Origin of the sequence: Lysobacter yangpyeongensis, assembly GCF_042655745.1 — a bacterium.
GTDB classification, from domain to species: Bacteria; Pseudomonadota; Gammaproteobacteria; order Xanthomonadales; family Xanthomonadaceae; genus Agrilutibacter; species Agrilutibacter yangpyeongensis.
In genome coordinates this window covers 1,194,627-1,211,499 of sequence record NZ_JBHSNM010000001.1, presented here as the reverse complement: position 1 = coordinate 1,211,499, position 16,873 = coordinate 1,194,627, and the positions used below count along the sequence as shown (strand labels likewise).

The 16,873-nt window shown below is 65.4% G+C and carries 17 protein-coding genes; 9 read left to right on the top strand and 8 right to left on the bottom strand.

From position 1 onward, the window contains the following. Positions 1–218: 218 nt before the first annotated feature. Together ACFPN1_RS05145 and ACFPN1_RS05140 are read right to left on the bottom strand one after the other, a co-directional pair. The gene (locus ACFPN1_RS05145; protein ID WP_386753540.1) at positions 219–677 is read right to left on the bottom strand and encodes a carboxymuconolactone decarboxylase family protein; all 459 of its coding nucleotides are present in this window, start codon (positions 675–677) and stop codon (positions 219–221) included. 87 nt (positions 678–764) lie between these two features. Then, positions 765–1,625: an RNA polymerase sigma-70 factor gene (locus ACFPN1_RS05140; RefSeq protein ID WP_386753539.1), complete on the bottom strand. Its 861-nt coding sequence runs from the start codon at positions 1,623–1,625 to the stop codon at positions 765–767. A gap of 212 nt (positions 1,626–1,837) precedes the next feature. Here ACFPN1_RS05140 and ACFPN1_RS05135 point away from each other — a divergent pair, with 212 nt between their 5' ends. Then, positions 1,838–3,391 carry a fumarate hydratase gene (locus tag ACFPN1_RS05135; RefSeq protein ID WP_386753537.1) on the top strand — a complete coding sequence of 518 codons (1,554 nt, stop codon included), beginning with the start codon at positions 1,838–1,840 and terminating at the stop codon, positions 3,389–3,391. Positions 3,392–3,806: 415 nt separating this feature from the next. Here the strand turns inward: ACFPN1_RS05135 and ACFPN1_RS05130 are convergent, their stop codons facing one another. The 3 genes from ACFPN1_RS05130 to ACFPN1_RS05120 form a co-directional block, all read right to left on the bottom strand. Next, complete coding sequence (locus ACFPN1_RS05130; RefSeq protein ID WP_386753535.1) at positions 3,807–5,072, bottom strand: phospholipase D-like domain-containing protein; 1,266 nt, start codon at positions 5,070–5,072, stop codon at positions 3,807–3,809. 77 nt (positions 5,073–5,149) lie between these two features. Continuing rightward, on the bottom strand, positions 5,150–6,304 hold the full coding sequence (locus tag ACFPN1_RS05125) for a phospholipase A (RefSeq protein ID WP_386753533.1): 1,155 nt from the start codon (positions 6,302–6,304) through the stop codon (positions 5,150–5,152). Continuing rightward, positions 6,304–6,804: a DUF456 domain-containing protein gene (locus tag ACFPN1_RS05120; RefSeq protein WP_386753531.1), complete on the bottom strand. Its 501-nt coding sequence runs from the start codon at positions 6,802–6,804 to the stop codon at positions 6,304–6,306. The genes ACFPN1_RS05125 and ACFPN1_RS05120 overlap by 1 nt, the downstream gene beginning before the upstream one ends. A gap of 250 nt (positions 6,805–7,054) precedes the next feature. Here ACFPN1_RS05120 and ACFPN1_RS05115 point away from each other — a divergent pair, with 250 nt between their 5' ends. The 7 genes from ACFPN1_RS05115 to ACFPN1_RS05085 all read left to right on the top strand — a co-directional run bounded on the left by ACFPN1_RS05115 (position 7,055) and on the right by ACFPN1_RS05085 (position 14,089). After that, entirely contained in the window at positions 7,055–7,264 is a 210-nt protein-coding gene (locus ACFPN1_RS05115) for a cold-shock protein (protein WP_386753529.1), read from the top strand. A gap of 328 nt (positions 7,265–7,592) precedes the next feature. Beyond that, the gene (locus ACFPN1_RS05110; protein ID WP_386753528.1) at positions 7,593–8,282 is read left to right on the top strand and encodes a GspH/FimT family pseudopilin; all 690 of its coding nucleotides are present in this window, start codon (positions 7,593–7,595) and stop codon (positions 8,280–8,282) included. Then, positions 8,279–8,743, top strand: coding sequence for a type IV pilus modification protein PilV (gene pilV, locus ACFPN1_RS05105; protein ID WP_386753527.1), 465 nt, complete (start codon positions 8,279–8,281; stop codon positions 8,741–8,743). The genes ACFPN1_RS05110 and pilV overlap by 4 nt, the downstream gene beginning before the upstream one ends. After that, the gene (locus ACFPN1_RS05100) at positions 8,740–9,840 is read left to right on the top strand and encodes a PilW family protein (RefSeq protein ID WP_386753526.1); all 1,101 of its coding nucleotides are present in this window, start codon (positions 8,740–8,742) and stop codon (positions 9,838–9,840) included. Before pilV ends, ACFPN1_RS05100 begins: the two co-directional genes overlap by 4 nt. Then, the gene (locus tag ACFPN1_RS05095; RefSeq protein ID WP_386753524.1) at positions 9,837–10,379 is read left to right on the top strand and encodes a pilus assembly PilX family protein; all 543 of its coding nucleotides are present in this window, start codon (positions 9,837–9,839) and stop codon (positions 10,377–10,379) included. Before ACFPN1_RS05100 ends, ACFPN1_RS05095 begins: the two co-directional genes overlap by 4 nt. Before the next feature lie 13 nt (positions 10,380–10,392). After that, positions 10,393–13,650, top strand: a complete 3,258-nt coding sequence (locus ACFPN1_RS05090; protein WP_386753523.1) for a pilus assembly protein — start codon at positions 10,393–10,395, stop codon at positions 13,648–13,650. A gap of 1 nt (position 13,651) precedes the next feature. Then, positions 13,652–14,089, top strand: coding sequence for a type IV pilin protein (locus tag ACFPN1_RS05085; RefSeq protein WP_386753521.1), 438 nt, complete (start codon positions 13,652–13,654; stop codon positions 14,087–14,089). 62 nt (positions 14,090–14,151) lie between these two features. Here the strand turns inward: ACFPN1_RS05085 and ACFPN1_RS05080 are convergent, their stop codons facing one another. Both ACFPN1_RS05080 and ACFPN1_RS05075 read right to left on the bottom strand, forming a co-directional pair. Next, positions 14,152–14,610, bottom strand: a complete 459-nt coding sequence (locus ACFPN1_RS05080) for a peptidoglycan-associated outer membrane lipoprotein precursor (RefSeq protein WP_386753519.1) — start codon at positions 14,608–14,610, stop codon at positions 14,152–14,154. Between the two features lie 130 nt (positions 14,611–14,740). Further along, on the bottom strand, positions 14,741–15,184 hold the full coding sequence (locus tag ACFPN1_RS05075; protein ID WP_386753517.1) for a hypothetical protein: 444 nt from the start codon (positions 15,182–15,184) through the stop codon (positions 14,741–14,743). Between the two features lie 97 nt (positions 15,185–15,281). Between ACFPN1_RS05075 and tcdA the strand changes: the two genes are divergently transcribed. Next, positions 15,282–16,088 (top strand): tRNA cyclic N6-threonylcarbamoyladenosine(37) synthase TcdA, encoded by an 807-nt coding sequence (gene tcdA, locus ACFPN1_RS05070; protein ID WP_386753515.1) that lies wholly within the window; start codon positions 15,282–15,284, stop codon positions 16,086–16,088. Between the two features lie 3 nt (positions 16,089–16,091). Here the strand turns inward: tcdA and ACFPN1_RS05065 are convergent, their stop codons facing one another. Next, positions 16,092–16,871, bottom strand: coding sequence for a TatD family hydrolase (locus ACFPN1_RS05065; RefSeq protein ID WP_386753513.1), 780 nt, complete (start codon positions 16,869–16,871; stop codon positions 16,092–16,094). Positions 16,872–16,873 lie beyond the last annotated feature (2 nt).

Sequence of the window (16,873 nt, the reverse complement as noted above, 5' to 3'; positions counted from 1 at the left end):
TGCCTTGCCGGTCGTGATGCCTGCACCTGCGAGGACACATCCGTCCGTAGCCCGGGTAAGCGCAGCGCACCCGGGGACGCATCGCGCGATGCACGGTCACACGCATCGAGGGCATCAAGGGGACGGAGCAGCGTCCGTCCCCAGAGAGATGCTTTCCGCGCCCTGCGGCGGTTCAAGACCCGCCTTGCGTAAGGCGGGTTTTGACGCGCCGCGAATGCTCAGGCCGCGGCAGCCGCCATCGGCAGCGGCACGTGCAGGCCGACGTTGAGGATGTTCCAGGAACGGATCATCGCGACGGTGAAGGCGAGTTCGGAGATTTCGCGTTCGTTGAAGTTCGCCTGCACGGCGGCGAACGTTTCCTCCGGCACCTGCGCGCTGCCGATCGCATTCAGTGCTTCCGCCCAGCCCAGCGCGGCGCGTTCGCGCTCGTCGAACAGCGGGCTCTCGCGCCAGGCGGCGAGCGTGTCCAGCTTGCGCTGGTCCATGCCGGCCTTGCGCAGGGCGGTGCAATGCATGTCGAGGCAGAACACGCAGCCGTTGAGTTGCGACACGCGCAGCGAAACCAGTTCGACCAGCTTGTGGCCGAGTGGGCCCTTGTGCAGGCCGTTGCTCAACGCGAGCAGGTGCTGGAAGGCCTGTGCGGAATGGGTGGTGTAGTCGATGTGGGGAGCGTTCATTGGGGGCTTCTCCTGGTCGGCCACCGTGGCCGTTGCATGAGGTAGACGGGCGAGGCCGGCGCGGTGTGACAGTTCGCAACGCATCCGTCAGTGCCAGGCGTGCAGCTTGTCCGGATTGAGCACCGACAGGACCTGGGTGATGCGATCGCCGTCGATGGCGATCGTAGTGATCGAATGAAGTTGTCCCTGGTACCAGCGCAGGATCGCCGGCTCGCCGTTGACGTAGCCGATGCGGCATTGCGTCTCCGCGCCGAACCGCGCCGCGACGGCGCCGTACAGGCGGGCGATGCGCTCGGCGCCTTCGAGCGGGCGGATCACCGCGGTGACCTTGCCGCCGCCGTCCGACACGAGGCGCGCGTTGGTATCGAGCAGCGCGAGGATCGAGGCCTGGTCGCCCGTTTCCGACGCGTGCATGAAGCGTTCGAGCAGGCGGCGGTGCTTGTCCGGCGCGACTTCGAAGCGCGGCCGTTCCGCCTGCAGCCGCTGGCGTGCGCGATGCACCATCTGCCGGCAATTGGCTTCGCTGTGGCCGATGAGCTCTGCGACCTGCGCGTAGTCGTAGTCGAAGATTTCCTTGAGCAGGAAGGCGGCGCGTTCCTCCGGGCCCAGCCGTTCCAGCAGCGACAGGAAGGCGAACGACACCTGGCTGCCGATGTCGGCGCGGTTCTCCGGCGTCGGCGATTCGTCGACCGTCAGCGGTTCGGGCAGCCACGGGCCTGAATAGGTTTCGCGCTCGGTGCGGGCCAGCCGCAGGCGGTCGATCCCCAGGCGCGTGGTCGCGGTTACCAGCCAGGCTTCGACGTCGCGGATCGCGGAACGGTCGGCCTGGTGCCAGCGCAGCCAGGCGTCCTGGACCACGTCCTCGGCATCGCTGCGGCTGCCCAGCAGCTTGTAGGCGAGGCCGAACAGGCGGGAACGGTAGGTTTCGAAGAGGGATTCGCTGTTCATGCCACCAGGACGGGCGAGGGGGATGCGGTGTGACATTGGCACGCGCGAGGGCGGCCGGGGTGCCCTCCGTCGGTCGGGAGGGCGCGCAGGAGCGTCCATGCCCGCGACGCGGTGTGTGGGTCCTGCACGATCGGGCCGCCTGATCCGGCGGGGCGGCGGGCCGGGGCCCGCCCTACAATATGCGGCTCCGCCCGTTATCCCTCCGGCAACCCGTGACCGCCAGCAAGCCCGCTTCCGAAACGACCGCTCCCGTCTCCATCCGGCAGGAAGACCTGATCCAGTCCGTCGCCGACGCCCTGCAGTACATCTCGTACTACCACCCGGTCGACTACATCAAAAACCTCGCCGCCGCCTACGAACGCGAGGCATCGCCGGCCGCGAAGGACGCGATCGCCCAGATCCTGATCAATTCGCGCATGTGCGCCGAAGGTCACCGCCCGATCTGCCAGGACACCGGCATCGTCACCGTGTTCCTCGAGATCGGCATGAACGTGCGCTGGGACGACGCGACGATGGGCGTGGAGGACATGGTCCACGAAGGCGTGCGCCGCGCCTACAACCATCCGGACAACAAGCTGCGCGCCTCGGTGCTCGCCGATCCGGCAGGCAAGCGCACCAACACGAAGGACAACACGCCGGGCGTGGTCAACGTGAAGGTCGTGCCGGGCAACACCGTCGACGTGATCGTCGCCGCCAAGGGCGGTGGTTCGGAGGCGAAGTCGAAGTTCGCGATGCTCAATCCGTCCGATTCCATCGTCGACTGGGTGCTGAAGACCGTGCCGACGATGGGCGCCGGCTGGTGCCCGCCGGGCATGCTCGGCATCGGCATCGGCGGCACCGCCGAGAAGGCGATGCTGCTGGCCAAGGAAGCGCTGATGGAGCCGATCGACATCACCGAGCTGCAGCAACGCGGTGCGTCAAGCCGTGCCGAAGAGCTGCGCCTCGAGCTGTACGAGAAGGTCAACGCGCTCGGCATCGGCGCGCAGGGGCTGGGCGGCCTCACCACCGTGCTCGACATCAAGGTCAAGGATTACCCGACCCACGCCGCGAACCTGCCGGTCGCGATGATCCCGAACTGCGCGGCCACCCGGCACGCGCATTTCACCCTCGACGGCAGCGGGCCGGTGATGCTGGATCCGCCGGCGCTGGCCGATTGGCCGGAACTCACCTACGACGCGTCGAAGGGCCGTCGGGTCAACCTCGATACCGTCACGAAGGAAGAAGTCGCCTCGTGGAAGCCGGGCGAAGTGCTGCTGCTCAACGGCAAGCTGCTCACCGGCCGCGACGCCGCGCACAAGCGCATGGTCGACATGCTCAACAAGGGCGAAGCGCTGCCGGTCGATTTGAAGGGCCGCTTCATCTACTACGTCGGCCCGGTCGATCCGGTGCGCGACGAAGTCGTCGGCCCCGCCGGCCCCACCACGGCGACCCGCATGGACAAGTTCACCGAGCAGGTGCTCGCGCAGACCGGCCTGATGGGCATGGTCGGCAAGGCCGAGCGCGGCCCGGCGGCGATCGAGGCGATCCGCAGGCACGGCTCCGCGTACCTGATGGCCGTCGGCGGCGCCGCGTACCTGGTGTCGAAGGCGATCAAGGCGGCGAAGGTGGTCGGCTTCGCCGATCTCGGCATGGAAGCGATCTACGAGTTCGAAGTGAAGGACATGCCGGTCACGGTCGCGGTGGATTCGCAGGGCACCTCGGTACACAACACCGGGCCGAAGGAGTGGCAGGCGCGGATCGGCAAGATCCCGGTGGTGGTGGCATAAGGGCAGCGCCCGGAGATGATTCCCGCGGACCCGAAGTTCGCGGGTCCATCTTTTGCTCGTCATTCCTGTGAAGACGGGAGTGTCTTTGGCTTCCGCTTGTCGTAGTTGTTTTTGCCCCGTCATTCCCGCGAAGGCGGGAATCCAGTGCCTTTGCCCTTCGCTTTTCATAGTTGCTTTTTGCCCGTCATTCCCGCGAAAGCGGGAATCCAGTGCCTTTGCCCTTCGCCAGCGGTAGCTGCTTTTGCCCGTCATTCCCGCGGCTTTCAATGGACGAATGTCCGGTCAGGCGGAAATCCATGCGCGTTGGTCTTCTGGTCCAATGGCCTGCCGTCGACGCAGCGTTCATGCATTCCTCATCGCCAGGGGAGCAGGACGGCAAGGAGCAAAGCCCGGAATCCGCAACGCACGCCGCTTTCTACAACTGCGACTTCAACGGCAGGATGAAGGTTTCGAAAAGCTTTTCCTTCAGCGGGCGCTGCTTCCACGTCCCGTAGGTGTAGCGATGCGTCGGCTTCAGATCCGCTTCGAAGACCTCGGTCATGCGCGCCGCGAACGCCGGGTCGTACACGTTGAGGCTCGCCTCGTCGTTGAGCCGGAACGAGCGCAGGTCGAAGTTGGTGGAACCGACTGACACCAGCAGGCCGTCCACGATCAGCATCTTGTTGTGGAACATGGTCGGTTCGTACTCGTAGATCTCGATCCCGGCCAACAGCAGCGGTCCCCAGCCTGCCTTGGATGCGAACCGGGCTGCGTCCGAATCGGTGTTCTTGCCCGGAACGACGACCCGGATACGCACACCGCGGTGGCGCGCGGCAATCAGCGCCTTGGTGATCAGTTCGTCGGGAATGAAATACGCGGCCTGCAGGTCGATGCTGTGTTCGGACGCGGCGATCGCCATCAGATACATCAGATGCATGCTTTCGCTGCCGCCGGACGGCGAACTGATGAACAGATGCGCGTCCATGTCGCCGACCTTCTCCAGCGGCGGGAAGTAGTCGGCGCCGTTGAGCACTACGCCGGTCGTCTTGATCCAGTTGTCGTTGAAGGCCGCCTGGAACTGCGAGGCCACAGGCCCCTCGATGCGGAAATGCATGTCGCGCCAGTGGTCGGGATCCTGCGCGTGCCCCTGCCAGGGATCGCCGATGCCGACACCGCCGGTGAAAGCGACGGCGCCGTCGACGACCAGCAGCTTGCGGTGCGTGCGGTTGTTGAGCCGGGCGAGGTTGTACCAGTGCAGCGGACGGTAGCGTTCGACGTGCACGCCGGCGTCCTGCATCTCCTGTAGCTGGCGTTGGTCCATGGTGATGCTGCCGACCCAGTCGATGGTGACGCTCACGGCGACGCCGGCGCGTGCGCGTTCCGACAGCGCGTCGGCGAACGCCTGGCCGACCTGGCCTTCCCAGTAGATGTAGGTCTCGAAGGTGATGGTCTTCCGCGCGGCGCGGATGGCGGCGAGCATTGCGGGGAAGATCTCGTCGCCGTTCTCCAGATCGGTGACGTGGTTGCCGGGCACGATGGCCGGCCCGAGCATCACGCCCATCTCGCGCCGGAACTGCGGATCGGCGATGGCGTAACGGTGCTCGATCTTGCGCTCGAGCTGCTTCTCGGGAGCGGTGAAATTGAGCGAAATCACGACGACCAGCAGGGTCGCCACGGCGGTCAGAGCGATTGTCCAGAGCATGCGCTTGCGGGACCAGGGCATTCCCGCACTGTGGAACCCGGTTCAGCAATGCGCCGTGAAATGGCCGCTTCGGCGGCTCAGTACCACTCGAGCAGCGAGATCCCGAGGCCGAGATACAGGGCGCGGTGGTCGTAGTCGATCAGGCTTTCGCCGTAGCCGTCGAACACCTGCACGTGGCCGCGCAGCGTGCGGGTGATCGGGAAGCCCCAGTCGAACTGCACCGCGCCCCGCGAGTTGGCGCCGGTACGCAGCGAGTGGCGTGCCATCAGCGCCAGCTCGTGGTCGTTCCAGCGGCGCACGACCGTGATATCGCCGCGACCGACGTAATCCTCGATGCCCGGGTTCTCGTCGGCATTGCGGCCGTCGGGTATCCGCCACCACGGCCGGATCATCACCGCCCAGTCCTCGCGGTCCAGGCCGATGTTGGCGATGACGCGATTCCAGCTGCGCGATACCGGATCGGCGCGGCCGTTGGACTGGTGGTTCACGCCGATGCCGAACATCCGGCCGCGCCATCCGCCCAGCGAATAACTGTTGCGGAAGACCAGCAGCACTTCGGGCTCGTAGTTGGTCTCGCGGAAGGGGCGCGATTCGTCGGCGTTGTAGACCTGCCAGCGCGAACTCTGGGTGTAGGCGGCCCACAGGTCGCCGTTGTCGCCGAACAGGTTCTGCGCGACCTTGGTCTTGAAGCTGAGCTGGAACTTCGCCTCGACGGCGTCCAGCGACTGGGGCTGCGCCGGCACCCTGGTCGGATTCGAGGAGCTCGGCAGCTCGTTCGGATCGCTGCTCCAGAACGCGGGCAACAGGTACACCGGCTTGTACGCACGGAAGTTGAACGTGCCCAGCTTGGAGTCCTTCGCCAGTTCCCAGCGGCTGTCGAGCAGCGACCCTTTCCCCGCATTGGCGATGCGTTCGTCGAAGACCGAGCCGCCTTCCTTGCGGAACAGGTCGCTCACGATGCGGCGCGTCCGCTCGGCGGGCGGCAGGGTCTCGCGTTCCAGGCGTTCGTACTGCTGGATCAGTGCGCGTGTCGCCTTGGCGGCTTGCGCCGCCTGGTCGGCCGCGGCGGTGTCGGCGGCGTTCCGCTGCATCGCGGCGTCGTAGCAGGCGAGGCGATCGGCATCGACCGGGATCGCCACGCAGGCTTGCGGATCGAGCCGGGTCTGCGCGGCCTCCTGCGCCAGTGCGGGCGAGACGAGGAGCAGCAGGAGCACGCCGGAAACCGCCCGCATCAGAAGAACCACGCGATGGCGAACAGCCCGACCATCACGAAGGCCACGCCCAGCTTGAGGATCGTGCCGACCACGATGCCGAGCCAGGTGCCCAGGCCGACGCGGGTGGCCTGGCCGAGCTCGCGTCCGCCGACACCGCGCAGCCAGTACAGCTCGCCGAGCAATGCACCCACGAACGGACCGATGAAGACGCCCACGAAGCCGAACGCCAGGCCGGCGAACGTGCCGAGGATCGCGCCCACCAGCGCCGGCTTGCTGGCGCCGACCCGCTTCGCGCCCAGCGCCGTGGCCATGAAGTCGATGCCCAGGGAGAGCAGGGTGAGGAGCGCCAGGACGACCATCGTCCATCCGCTCACTTCCTCGAAATGACCTGCCCAGGCGGCCAGCAGCATTCCCGCGAACACCAGGGGCAGGCCCGGCAGGGCGGGCAGAACCGTGCCCGCGATGCCGACCACCATCATTACTACCGCGAGCACGTAATAAAGCGTCTGAAAGTCCATTCGGTCCGTCGTCTGATCTGTGTGATTGGGGCGCTGTTCGGGGGCTTTCGGACCCCCGGCGAGGTTCGTTGCATTTTCACCGGGCCCGGGGTACCGTGCGGGCGCTGTGTTTGCCAGGGTCACCGTGAACCGTGGCCCGATGCGGTTGATCCGTCGATCCGCTACATCGTTACACCTCGCTTCCTCCTTGCGAACCAGCACACGATGAGCGTCGTGTCCAACCAGCAAATGTTCCAGGGAGCAAGTAAGTATGTCGACCCGCGAAACCGGTACCGTCAAGTGGTTCAACGATGCCAAGGGCTTCGGCTTCATCAGCCGCGAAAATGGTGAAGACGTGTTCGTGCACTTCCGTGCCATCCAGGTGCAGGGCTTCAAGAGCCTGAAGGAAGGCCAGAAGGTTTCGTTCACCGTCGTCCAGGGCCAGAAGGGCCTGCAGGCCGACGCCGTCGAACCGATCTAATTTCGTCCCGTCGCGGTTCGTCCGCGCCACAGGATTTTGAAGCCCGGCTCCGGCCGGGTTTTTCTTTTCAGCCGGGGCAGGTCTTTGGGGGCGGACGCGCCGCCCATTCGTGCTGCGATGCAGCAATGCAGGCTTTGCAAAATCTGCCCAAACCCCCAGGAGCCCCAAATCAATTGTGAATAGGCTCACGGATCGGGCACTGGGCTACCGCTGGTCGGATATTCTTGCCGTTCAGCCTGTAAATTCCTACCGTAAGTCGGTCTGACGAACGGTAACCGGCTGTCCGCGGGGGTGCGGGCAGTGCGGGGATTGTGCACTGGGGGAAAGGATGCAGGGGAAAAACCGGGGGGAAACGCGGGCCAACCTGGCCGCCGCGCTCGTTGCCGCAACTGCGGTGGGCGTCCCGTCAATCCGCGCAATTCCTGGCGCAACCGGCAGGTCGGCGGGTCGATCGGCGGTGCGTGGGTTCACCCTTATCGAACTGATGGTCACGCTGGCAGTGGTGGCCATTCTCGCAGCGGCCGCCACGCCCGCGATGCAATCGCTGGTCAATGGCAATCGCCTGCGTTCCGCCGCAAACGAAACCGTGGCCTCCCTGCAGTCGGCGCGCCTCGAGGCCATCCGGGTCAACCGTCGCACCGTTGCGTGCCTCAGCGTGGACCCGAACGCCGCCATTCCGTCCTGCGCGGCGGCGGGCGCCACGGGCTGGATCGTCTTCCAGGATGCCGACAGGGACGGGCAGTACGACGTCGCCGAACGCCTGGTCCGTCGTGCAACGGTGGCCGGGAACGTGCAGCTGCTCGGCAGCACCGCCTTCGCCGGGAGAGTCACCTTCAATTCCGACGGCATGGCCAGGGATGCCGGCGGCAACCTGCTCAACGCCGCGGTAGGCGCATGCCTGCCGATCCTGCATCCGCAGGAGAACGAGCGGGATATCAGCATCGGCGCGGGCAGCCGGATTCGAGTGACCAGCAAGAACGCCGGCGGCAAGTGCCTGGCGCCTGGAGACAAGCCATGACCACACCACCAAGCGCCCGCAGGCCGGGACTCCGCTCCCTGCGCCGGCAAGCCGGCGTCGGCATGATCGAAGTGCTCATCGCCATCGTCGTGCTCGCATTCGGCATGCTCGGCGTCGCCGCGCTGCAGATGACCGCACTCCGCAGCAGTCAGAGCTCGCTGGAGAGCAGCCAGGCGACGGTGCAGACCTACGCCATCCTCGATGCGATGCGCGCCAATCGCGAGGTCGCGCGCATCGGCGGCTACAACCTCGACACGATGACGTGCAGTGCCCCCGACCGGGGAACGCTGGCCATGAACGACCTGGCCAACTGGATCGATTCGTTGAAGCAGACCCTTGGTCAGTCCGCCTGCGCACAGGTCGCTTGCGGCAGCGTGGAATGCACGATCGCCGTGCAGTGGAACGACGCGCGCGCCAAGGGCGAATCCGAGCACACCGTCAGGATCGTCACGCGCCTATGAAACGTCATGCCCATGCACGTGCGCGCTTTTCGCGCGGCGTGACCCTCGTCGAACTGATGGTGTCCCTGGTAGTCGGCCTGATCGTCGTGGGCGCGGCGAGCACCGTATTCGTTGCCACCAGCCGTACTTATGCCTCGACCGAAAGCCTGGGGCGAATCCAGGAGAACATGCGGGTCGCGTTCGAGCTGATGGCTCGGGACATGCGCGAATCGGCGGGTAACCCCTGCGAGAAGAACCTGCCCCTCTACAACGTGATCAAGAACTCCACCGCGCTGTGGTACACGGATTTCACCACCGGGATCCGCGGTTACGAAGGCACCCAGGCTTTCGCCGATGCGGCCTTCGGCACGGCGGCGGGGCAACGCATCGCCGGTACGGACGCCATCGAGCTCAAGTCCGCGGTTTCCAACGGCGTGGCCATTGTCAGCCACGTGCCTGCGTCGGCGCAGTTCAAGGTCAACACGGTCAATCACGGCCTGTTCGACGGCGACCTGGCGCTTGCCTGCGACTTCGCCGAGGCCGCGGTGTTCCAGGTCACCAACGCGCAGTCGGGAACCAACGACACCATCGTGCATAACCCCGGCATCGGAACACCGGGCAATTGCAGCAAGGGCCTGGGCTTCGGTACGCCGGTGAACTGCACCACGAACGGCAACCAGTACGCCTTCGGTTGCTATCAGGGCAAGTTTTCCGGAGGCGGATGCGACGGCGACGACGACGGCGTCAAGAACGAGGCGGAAGATCTCTGGCCCGCGATTCTCGCCAAGCTGCGCGCAACCCGCTGGTACATCGGTGCGAACGGGCGCGGTGGCCGTTCGCTGTACCAGTCCACGCTGCGCAACAACGGCGGCGTACTGACGGTCGACAACAACGAGATCGTCGACGGGGTGCGCGATCTGAACCTGCAGTACCTCCTTGCCGGCTCTACCAACTACGTCGACGCCACTGCCGTGACCGCGGCGGACTGGGCTTCCGACAAGGTCGTCGCCGTGAACATGGACCTCACCCTGGAAGGTACCGAAACAGTCGGTACCGACGGACAGGGCTTGCGTCGCCACCTCCAGCTCGTCGTCACCATCCGGAACCACGCCCAATGAGCATGCGACCGACCCCCATCACCTCACCATCGCGCCAGCGCGGCGCGGCGACGCTCATCACTGTGCTGATCCTGCTGCTGGTGATCGCGCTGTTGGGGCTCGCGAGCCTGCGCGGCACGCTGATGGAAGAGCGCATGAGTTCCAGCGTGCGCGACCGCGGATTGTCCTTCCAGGCGGCGGAAGCCGCGCTGCGCGAAGGCGAGCTGCTTGCATCCACCAAGCCCGCACTGCCTGCGTCCGGCTGTTCCAAGGGATTGTGCGCGAAGCCCGATCCTACCGCCGCGCCGGTGTGGGAAGACGAAGCGGTATGGACCGATGCCCCCGAGACCCTCGTGAACCTCGGCACCGAAACGGCACGACCGAAGTTCATCGTGGAGCTGCTTGCGAACAATGTTCCTCCCCGCGGCAGCTGCACCACCGAACACGTCATCGGCGAAAGCGCGTGCAGCGGCACCGAGAGCCGTTACCGCATCACGGCACTGAGCCGCGCCAATGGCCGCGCGGAAGTGATGCTGCAATCCATCTACGCGGTCCCCTGATCGGAGCCGACACATGACCAAGACCCAATCCAGTCGCGCAGTCGGCCACGCCCCTCGCAGCAGCCGCTCCCTGGCGGCGGCGCTCACGTTCCTTGCGACGCTCGCGGCGGCGCCCGGCCATGCCCTGGACATTCCCAATGTCCCGCTGCAATCGCAGGCGGAGTATCCCCCCGCGAACGTTCTTTTCATTCTCGACGATTCCGGTTCGATGGACTGGGTGGCCATGCCAGCGAACATCGAGGATGGTGACCTGGACGAGGACGAAGTGACCGATGTGTCCTACGGACACAACACCATCTACTACAACCCGGCGGTTACCTACCAGCCATGGATCAAGGCGGATGGCACGCGCTTCACCGGAGGGACTTCCTTCTATTCGGCGTACAGCGATACGGCGCTGCTGCGCGGGTCGGTGGACCTTTCGGACGAAAGCCCCATCTTCTACGTGCCCAAATCGGCTGCGGTGGCGACCAGCACAAAGCGCTCCAATTTCACGCGTTATCGCTTCGTTACCTCGAAGGGCACGACCCGGGTCCAGCAATGCCTCACGTACAGGCGGGGCGACTGGGAAGATTGCAGCTACGCCACTCCCACGGGGCGCAGCGATGCCGATGAGATGAAGAATTTCGCGACCTGGTACTCGTACCATCGCACGCGCATGAAAGTGGCCAAGGCGGGCGCCAGCGAAGCGTTGAGCCGCGTCGGAGAAAAGCTCCGCCTCGGCCTGGACACGATCAATCGCAACGGCGTCAACAACACCCGCTTCGATATCCCGGTCGGCACCGATGGCGGACTTTTTCGCGGCAACAATAAGGTCAACTGGTACGACCGCCTGCAGTCTGCCACCGCCAACGATTCGACGCCGTTGCACCGCGCGCTGCAGCGCGCAGGCGAGTACTTCTCGCAATCCGGAGCCAGTGGTCCCTGGGGGCCGGAAACCGGTGCCAACCAGATCAGTTGCCGCCAGAACTTCACCATCCTGACCACCGACGGATTCTGGAACGACAAGGCCGGCTACGCCGCCATCGGCGATGCCGACGGCACCGCGGGCCCGACCATTGAGCAACGCGACGCCGACGGAAATCTCAAGCAGAGCTACACCTACGAGGTGAAGAATCCGTATCGCGACAACTTCGTCGAGACGGGTTCTCGCTCCCGCCCCGATACCCTGGCCGACGTGGCGATGCACTACTGGAAGAACGACCTGCGCGCCAAGACGCAGTTCGAAGCCGGATTGGAGAACAACGTTCCCAAGTCCTTTGCCGACCCGGCGTTCTGGCAACACATGGTCACCTTCGGCGTTTCCATCGGCCTGAAGGGCACGCTCGATCCCAAGACCGACCTTTCCTCCATTACCAATGGCACCAAGCACTGGCCCGATCCGATCAACGGCGGCGAGAACGCTGATCGCATCGACGATCTGTGGCACGCGGGCGTGAATGGTCACGGTGGATTTCTGGTCGCGAGCAACACCAAGGAATTCACCGAAGGACTGCTGCAGGCTTTCGCCTCCGTTGCCGAGCGTCTGGGGTCCGCGTCGAACGTGACGGCGAACAGCACCTCGTTCATCACCAACACGCGCGTTTACCAGGCCAGTTATGTGTCCGGCAAATGGAGCGGCGAACTCGCCGCCTACGACGCGTCGGAGGCCGGCGTTTCCGATACGGCGACCTGGAAGGCTTCGCAGCTGATTCCCTCCAGCGGGCGTACCTTCCTGACCTGGAACGGCTCGGGTGGCGCGACGTTCCCGACTGCGACGCAATCGAGCCTGCTCGACCAGTCCAGCCGGGCGATTGCCCCGGTGAGCGCCGCCGACAACGTCGCCTATATCAAGGGCAGTCGCGATCGCGAGCGTCAGAACGGCGGCGAACTGCGCGACCGCGAGACGGTGCTGGGTGACATCGTCAATTCGTCGCCGATGTACGTGAAGGACACGGAAACGATCTTCGTCGGTGCCAACGACGGCATGATGCATGCCTTCAACGCGCTGACCGGCATCGAGCGGTTCGCCTACGTGCCCGGCGGCATCGATTTCACGAAGCTGGCGACCCTGAGCAGCCCGCAGTACTCGCACGAGTACTTCGTGGATGGGCCCATCGTGGTGTCGCCGCGTTCGGTCACGCCCGGCAAGAACTACCTGGTGGGCACGCTGGGACGTGGTGGCAAGGGGGTCTACGCCCTCGATGTCAGCAATCCGGATTCGTTCTCCACGGGCGACGTGCTATGGGAGCGAACCAGCGGCGGCAACATGGGCTACGTCCTGGGCGAGCCGATGATCACCACGCTGAACGGTGGAACCAAGGTCGCGATCTTCGGCAACGGCATCAACAGCACCAATGGCAAGGCCGTCCTGTACGTGGTCAATCTGCTGAGCGGTGCGGTGATGCAGGAAATCGACACCGGGAGCGCAGGCGACAACGGCCTCTCGTCGCCGCGCGGCTGGGATGAGGACGGAAATGGGACCGTCGACTACGTATTCGCCGGCGACCTCAAGGGCAATGTCTGGAAGTTCGATTTCACCAACAGCGCCGGCACGGGCAAGGTGGCGTTCAACGGCAGCCCGTTGTTCCGCACGCCATCCGGCCAGCCGATCACGGCCGACCTGGCGTTGGCCCGCGATCCGCTGACTGGAAAACGCTGGGTGTTCGTCGGCACCGGCAGCCTGCTCACCACGGCAGACCTCACCGACACCACCATCCAGTCGATGTACGGACTCATCGACGACAGCACCGACACGATTTCGAAGTCCGACCTCGAGCATCGGACGATCGCGGTCGTCGATACCGCCACTGGCAACCGCGCATTTGAAGCGCCGGCGCTGCTGCCTTCGGATAAACGTGGCTGGTACATCGATCTTTCCAAGCCCGTCGAAGGCGAGCGTGTCATCAATCGACCGCTGGTGGATGGTTCGGCGCTCTTCTTCGCCAGCATCATTCCGCCCACCAGCAACGCGTGCGATGCGGGTGGCAAGGGTTATCTCAACGCGCTGGATGCGTTCACGGGCACGAGCCTCAAAAACCCGTTCTTCGACGCCAATGGCGATGGCGTGTTCAACAACCAGGACACGCTCACCGACAGCGCTGGCAACAAGATCGCTGTCGGCTCCCTGGATCCGGGCATCGGCATGCTCACCAAGCCGATCATCATCCGCGGCCCGGGCAGCGCCATCGCCGTCGTCGGTGGTTCGCTGGGCGGCAAGGCGGATCCGCCGATCAACCCGCCGGGGACGGCGCCGCAGCGCGTTTCCTGGCGCGAAATCCTGAGGGACTGACATGGGCGCACTGCAACGATCGCGGCTCATGGAGCGTCGTCGGCGCGGCAGCTCCGTCAGCGCGGGATTCACGCTGATGGAGCTGATGATCACGGTGGCGGTGGTTGCAATCCTGGCGGCCATTGCGCTGCCCAGCTACGAGTTCGCCATGGTCAGGTCGCGTCGGACCGCCGCTCAGGGTTGCCTGACGGAGCAGGCGCAGTTCATGGAGCGCTTCTACACGACCAACATGACGTACACCGGCGCACCCGCACCGAGCTGCAGCAGCGACCTCAACCCTCACTACGCGATCGGATTCGTCGGCACCCCGAACGGCACGGGCTACGTCCTGCAGATCGTTCCTCAGGGACGCCAGGCAGTCGCCGAGACGAAGTGCGGGACTATGACGATCGACCAGACCGGATTGAAAACCGGCGCGACCACCGACTGCTGGAAATAAACGGGACTCCAGACGCGGGAAGGGCCCGCATGGCGGGCCCTTTTTATTGCTGAAGGCAGGCTTCAGCGCAGTGTGGCGCGGCCGTTGGCTACCCGGACATAGGAGCCTTCGCGGACGCCATTGAGGTCATTCTGCGTGACGGTAACCACACGACCATCATCCATGCGCACGTACACGTTGTAGCGCGCACCGCGCACATTGCGCTCGATCGCGCTGCCGGCGACGGCACCTGCGACCGCGCCGGCCGCGGTAGCGGTATTGCGGCGGCCCTTGCTCTTGTCGTCGGCAATCTCCCGACCGGCCGCGGCCCCTACGATGCCGCCCAGGACGGCGCCGGTTACACCGCTCGTTGGCTGGCCGACCTGTTCGATGCGCGTCACCGTGCCGCAGTCGTAGCAGCTGGCTTGGCCATAGCCGCCGCCGTAATAACCGCTGTCGCTGTAGCCGGGCGACGAAGCGCAACCTGCGAGCGCAAGCGAGGCCGCAGCGGCACAGATCAGAAGGGGGTTGCGGGTAGTCATGCGACGCTCCTTGGGGACAGTGGTCTGCCTCGACCAGGTGTCGCCAAACTAGGCGCGCTCGCGTGAACCGGCAATCAACTCGGGAGCCGAGCCGCTGCCGCGTTCAGCGCGCAGCGGGACACATGATGTGTCAGCGGAAATCCTGGTGGCAGGCCTTGCAGCCGGCACCGATGTCCTTGTTCAAGCGCGCCACGCCTTCGCAATTCAGCGGTGGCGAGGCCAATGCGGCGTCGAGCGTGCCTCGCAGGTTGCTGGCCGCCTGGGTGAAGCGCTGGTCGTCCGCCAGTCCGGGGAATGCGCGCTCGAGGTCGTCGGCCGTGGTACGCAGTGCCTTGAAGTGGGGCAGGGTATCGGTCGCCGCGCAGCGGTTCTGTTCGACGGCCTTGGCCAGCTGCCGCACGTGCCAGCCCTGCACATGCATGAGGCTTTCCGGGAAGTGGTCCTTGCGTGCATCCCAGGCGCGCAGCGCCATCACGATGGCGACGGCGCCGACGACCAGCCCGAGCAGGAACAGGAACAGATACCTGGAGCCATTGCCCCTACGGGCGACGGTGCCGGGATTCGGATCGCTCATGCTCAGTCCTCGCGTCAGGCCACCGGGGTGGCGAATTGCCGCGCACCATAGCAAGGCTGCGGCAGGCTTCGCCACCGGCGCCGCTTACAATGGCGGCATGACTTCGCAAGTACTGGATTCCCGCTGGCTCGAGCGGTTCGGCGGCATCGACCGTCTCTACGGCAAGGGTGCGCTGCAACAGTTCGCGCAGGCGCGGATCGCCGTGATCGGCATGGGCGGCGTGGGCTCATGGGCCGTCGAAGCGCTGGCGCGCAGCGGCATCGGCCACCTGTGCCTCATCGACGCCGACGATCTGTGCGTATCCAACACCAACCGGCAATTGCCGGCATTGCAGGGGCAGTACGGTCGCAACAAGGTCGAAGCGATGGCCGAGCGTTGCCGGGCCATCAATCCGGCCATCGAGGTCGAGGCCATCCCGAGCTTCCTGACGGCAGGCAACGTCGAGGCGCTGCTCGATCGCGGCTTCGATCTCGTACTGGACGCGTGCGACAGCTTCCGCAGCAAGGTCGAGCTCATTGCCTGGTGCCGCCGCCGCAAGCTGCCGCTGATCGTGTGCGGATCTGCCGGTGGCCGCACCGATCCGACGCTGGTGCGGGTGCGCGACCTGTCGCGTACCGAGCACGACGCCATGCTTGCGCTGGTACGCAAGAAGTTGCGCAGCGAATTCAACTTCCCGAAGAACCGCGATCGCTATTTCGGCATTTCGGCGATCTATTCGCTGGAGAACGTGCAATACCCGCAGCCGGACGGAAGCGTGTGCGGCATCCGGCCCCAGGTCAGCGGCGATGCCGCGCTCAAGCTGGATTGCGGAGCCGGACTCGGCGCCGCGACGCACATTACCGGCACGTTCGCCTTCGCCGCCGCGGGGCGTGCGTTGGAGTTGCTGCTGAAACCCAGGAAGTAGGCGTTACTGCGACTGCGACGGGAGGCGGAACAGCCGCTCCGCGTTGGCCGTCGTCGCTGCCGCCACCTCGGCGGGAGCGACGCCGCGCAGTTCCGCGATCGTCGACAGCACGGTCGTCAGACGCGCCGGCTCGTTGCGTTCGCCGCGGATGCCGGCGTCGGGCTGATCCGGAGCATCCGTTTCCAGAAGGAGATGCTCCAAAGGCATCTGGCTGGCAAGCCGCCGCAGCCGGTTTGCACGATCGTAGGTGACAGGCCCGCCCAGGCCGATCATGAAGCCCAGATCCCACAGCTGCCTGGCCTGTTCCTCGCTACCCGAGTAGCTGTGCACCACGCCGCGAAGCTTGCCGACCTTGCGGATCATGGCAATCACCGCGTCGACCGCGCGACGGGCATGCACGATGACGGGCAGTTCGAAATCACGCGCCAGTCGTAGCTGCGCATCGAAATACTCTGCCTGTCGGTCGCGGTCGAGACCTTCGACGAAGTAGTCCAGCCCGCATTCGCCCACGGCCACGGGATGCTCGCGTTCGATCCAGTCGCGCAACTGGCACAGGTGTTCCTCGCGATGCGCCTCCAGGTACATGGGATGGAGGCCGTATGCGGGGTGAAGGCCGGCATTCTTCGTCGCGCAAATGTGGCGCAACTTTGGCCAGCCTGCGGCATCCACGGCGGGAATGATCTGACGGACGACGCCTTCGCCGCGCGCACGTGCAGTTACTGCATCGCGATCCGCATCGAACTCGGAAGCGTCGAGATGGCAGTGGGTGTCGACCAGCACCATCG

What these genes read in the sequence shown, in the direction of transcription:
- ACFPN1_RS05120 (WP_386753531.1), bottom strand. Translation starts at nt 6,804, where the DNA reads ATGGACTTTCAGACGCTTTATTACGTGCTCGCGGTAGTAATGATGGTG.
- pilV (WP_386753527.1), top strand. Translation starts at nt 8,279, where the DNA reads ATGACCACACCACCAAGCGCCCGCAGGCCGGGACTCCGCTCCCTGCGC.
- ACFPN1_RS05130 (WP_386753535.1), bottom strand. Translation starts at nt 5,072, where the DNA reads ATGCTCTGGACAATCGCTCTGACCGCCGTGGCGACCCTGCTGGTCGTC.
- ACFPN1_RS05115 (WP_386753529.1), top strand. Translation starts at nt 7,055, where the DNA reads ATGTCGACCCGCGAAACCGGTACCGTCAAGTGGTTCAACGATGCCAAG.
- ACFPN1_RS05075 (WP_386753517.1), bottom strand. Translation starts at nt 15,184, where the DNA reads ATGAGCGATCCGAATCCCGGCACCGTCGCCCGTAGGGGCAATGGCTCC.
- ACFPN1_RS05085 (WP_386753521.1), top strand. Translation starts at nt 13,652, where the DNA reads ATGGGCGCACTGCAACGATCGCGGCTCATGGAGCGTCGTCGGCGCGGC.
- ACFPN1_RS05065 (WP_386753513.1), bottom strand. Translation starts at nt 16,871, where the DNA reads ATGGTGCTGGTCGACACCCACTGCCATCTCGACGCTTCCGAGTTCGAT.
- ACFPN1_RS05110 (WP_386753528.1), top strand. Translation starts at nt 7,593, where the DNA reads ATGCAGGGGAAAAACCGGGGGGAAACGCGGGCCAACCTGGCCGCCGCG.
- ACFPN1_RS05090 (WP_386753523.1), top strand. Translation starts at nt 10,393, where the DNA reads ATGACCAAGACCCAATCCAGTCGCGCAGTCGGCCACGCCCCTCGCAGC.
- ACFPN1_RS05080 (WP_386753519.1), bottom strand. Translation starts at nt 14,610, where the DNA reads ATGACTACCCGCAACCCCCTTCTGATCTGTGCCGCTGCGGCCTCGCTT.
- ACFPN1_RS05125 (WP_386753533.1), bottom strand. Translation starts at nt 6,304, where the DNA reads ATGCGGGCGGTTTCCGGCGTGCTCCTGCTGCTCCTCGTCTCGCCCGCA.
- tcdA (WP_386753515.1), top strand. Translation starts at nt 15,282, where the DNA reads ATGACTTCGCAAGTACTGGATTCCCGCTGGCTCGAGCGGTTCGGCGGC.
- ACFPN1_RS05100 (WP_386753526.1), top strand. Translation starts at nt 8,740, where the DNA reads ATGAAACGTCATGCCCATGCACGTGCGCGCTTTTCGCGCGGCGTGACC.
- ACFPN1_RS05140 (WP_386753539.1), bottom strand. Translation starts at nt 1,625, where the DNA reads ATGAACAGCGAATCCCTCTTCGAAACCTACCGTTCCCGCCTGTTCGGC.
- ACFPN1_RS05095 (WP_386753524.1), top strand. Translation starts at nt 9,837, where the DNA reads ATGAGCATGCGACCGACCCCCATCACCTCACCATCGCGCCAGCGCGGC.
- ACFPN1_RS05145 (WP_386753540.1), bottom strand. Translation starts at nt 677, where the DNA reads ATGAACGCTCCCCACATCGACTACACCACCCATTCCGCACAGGCCTTC.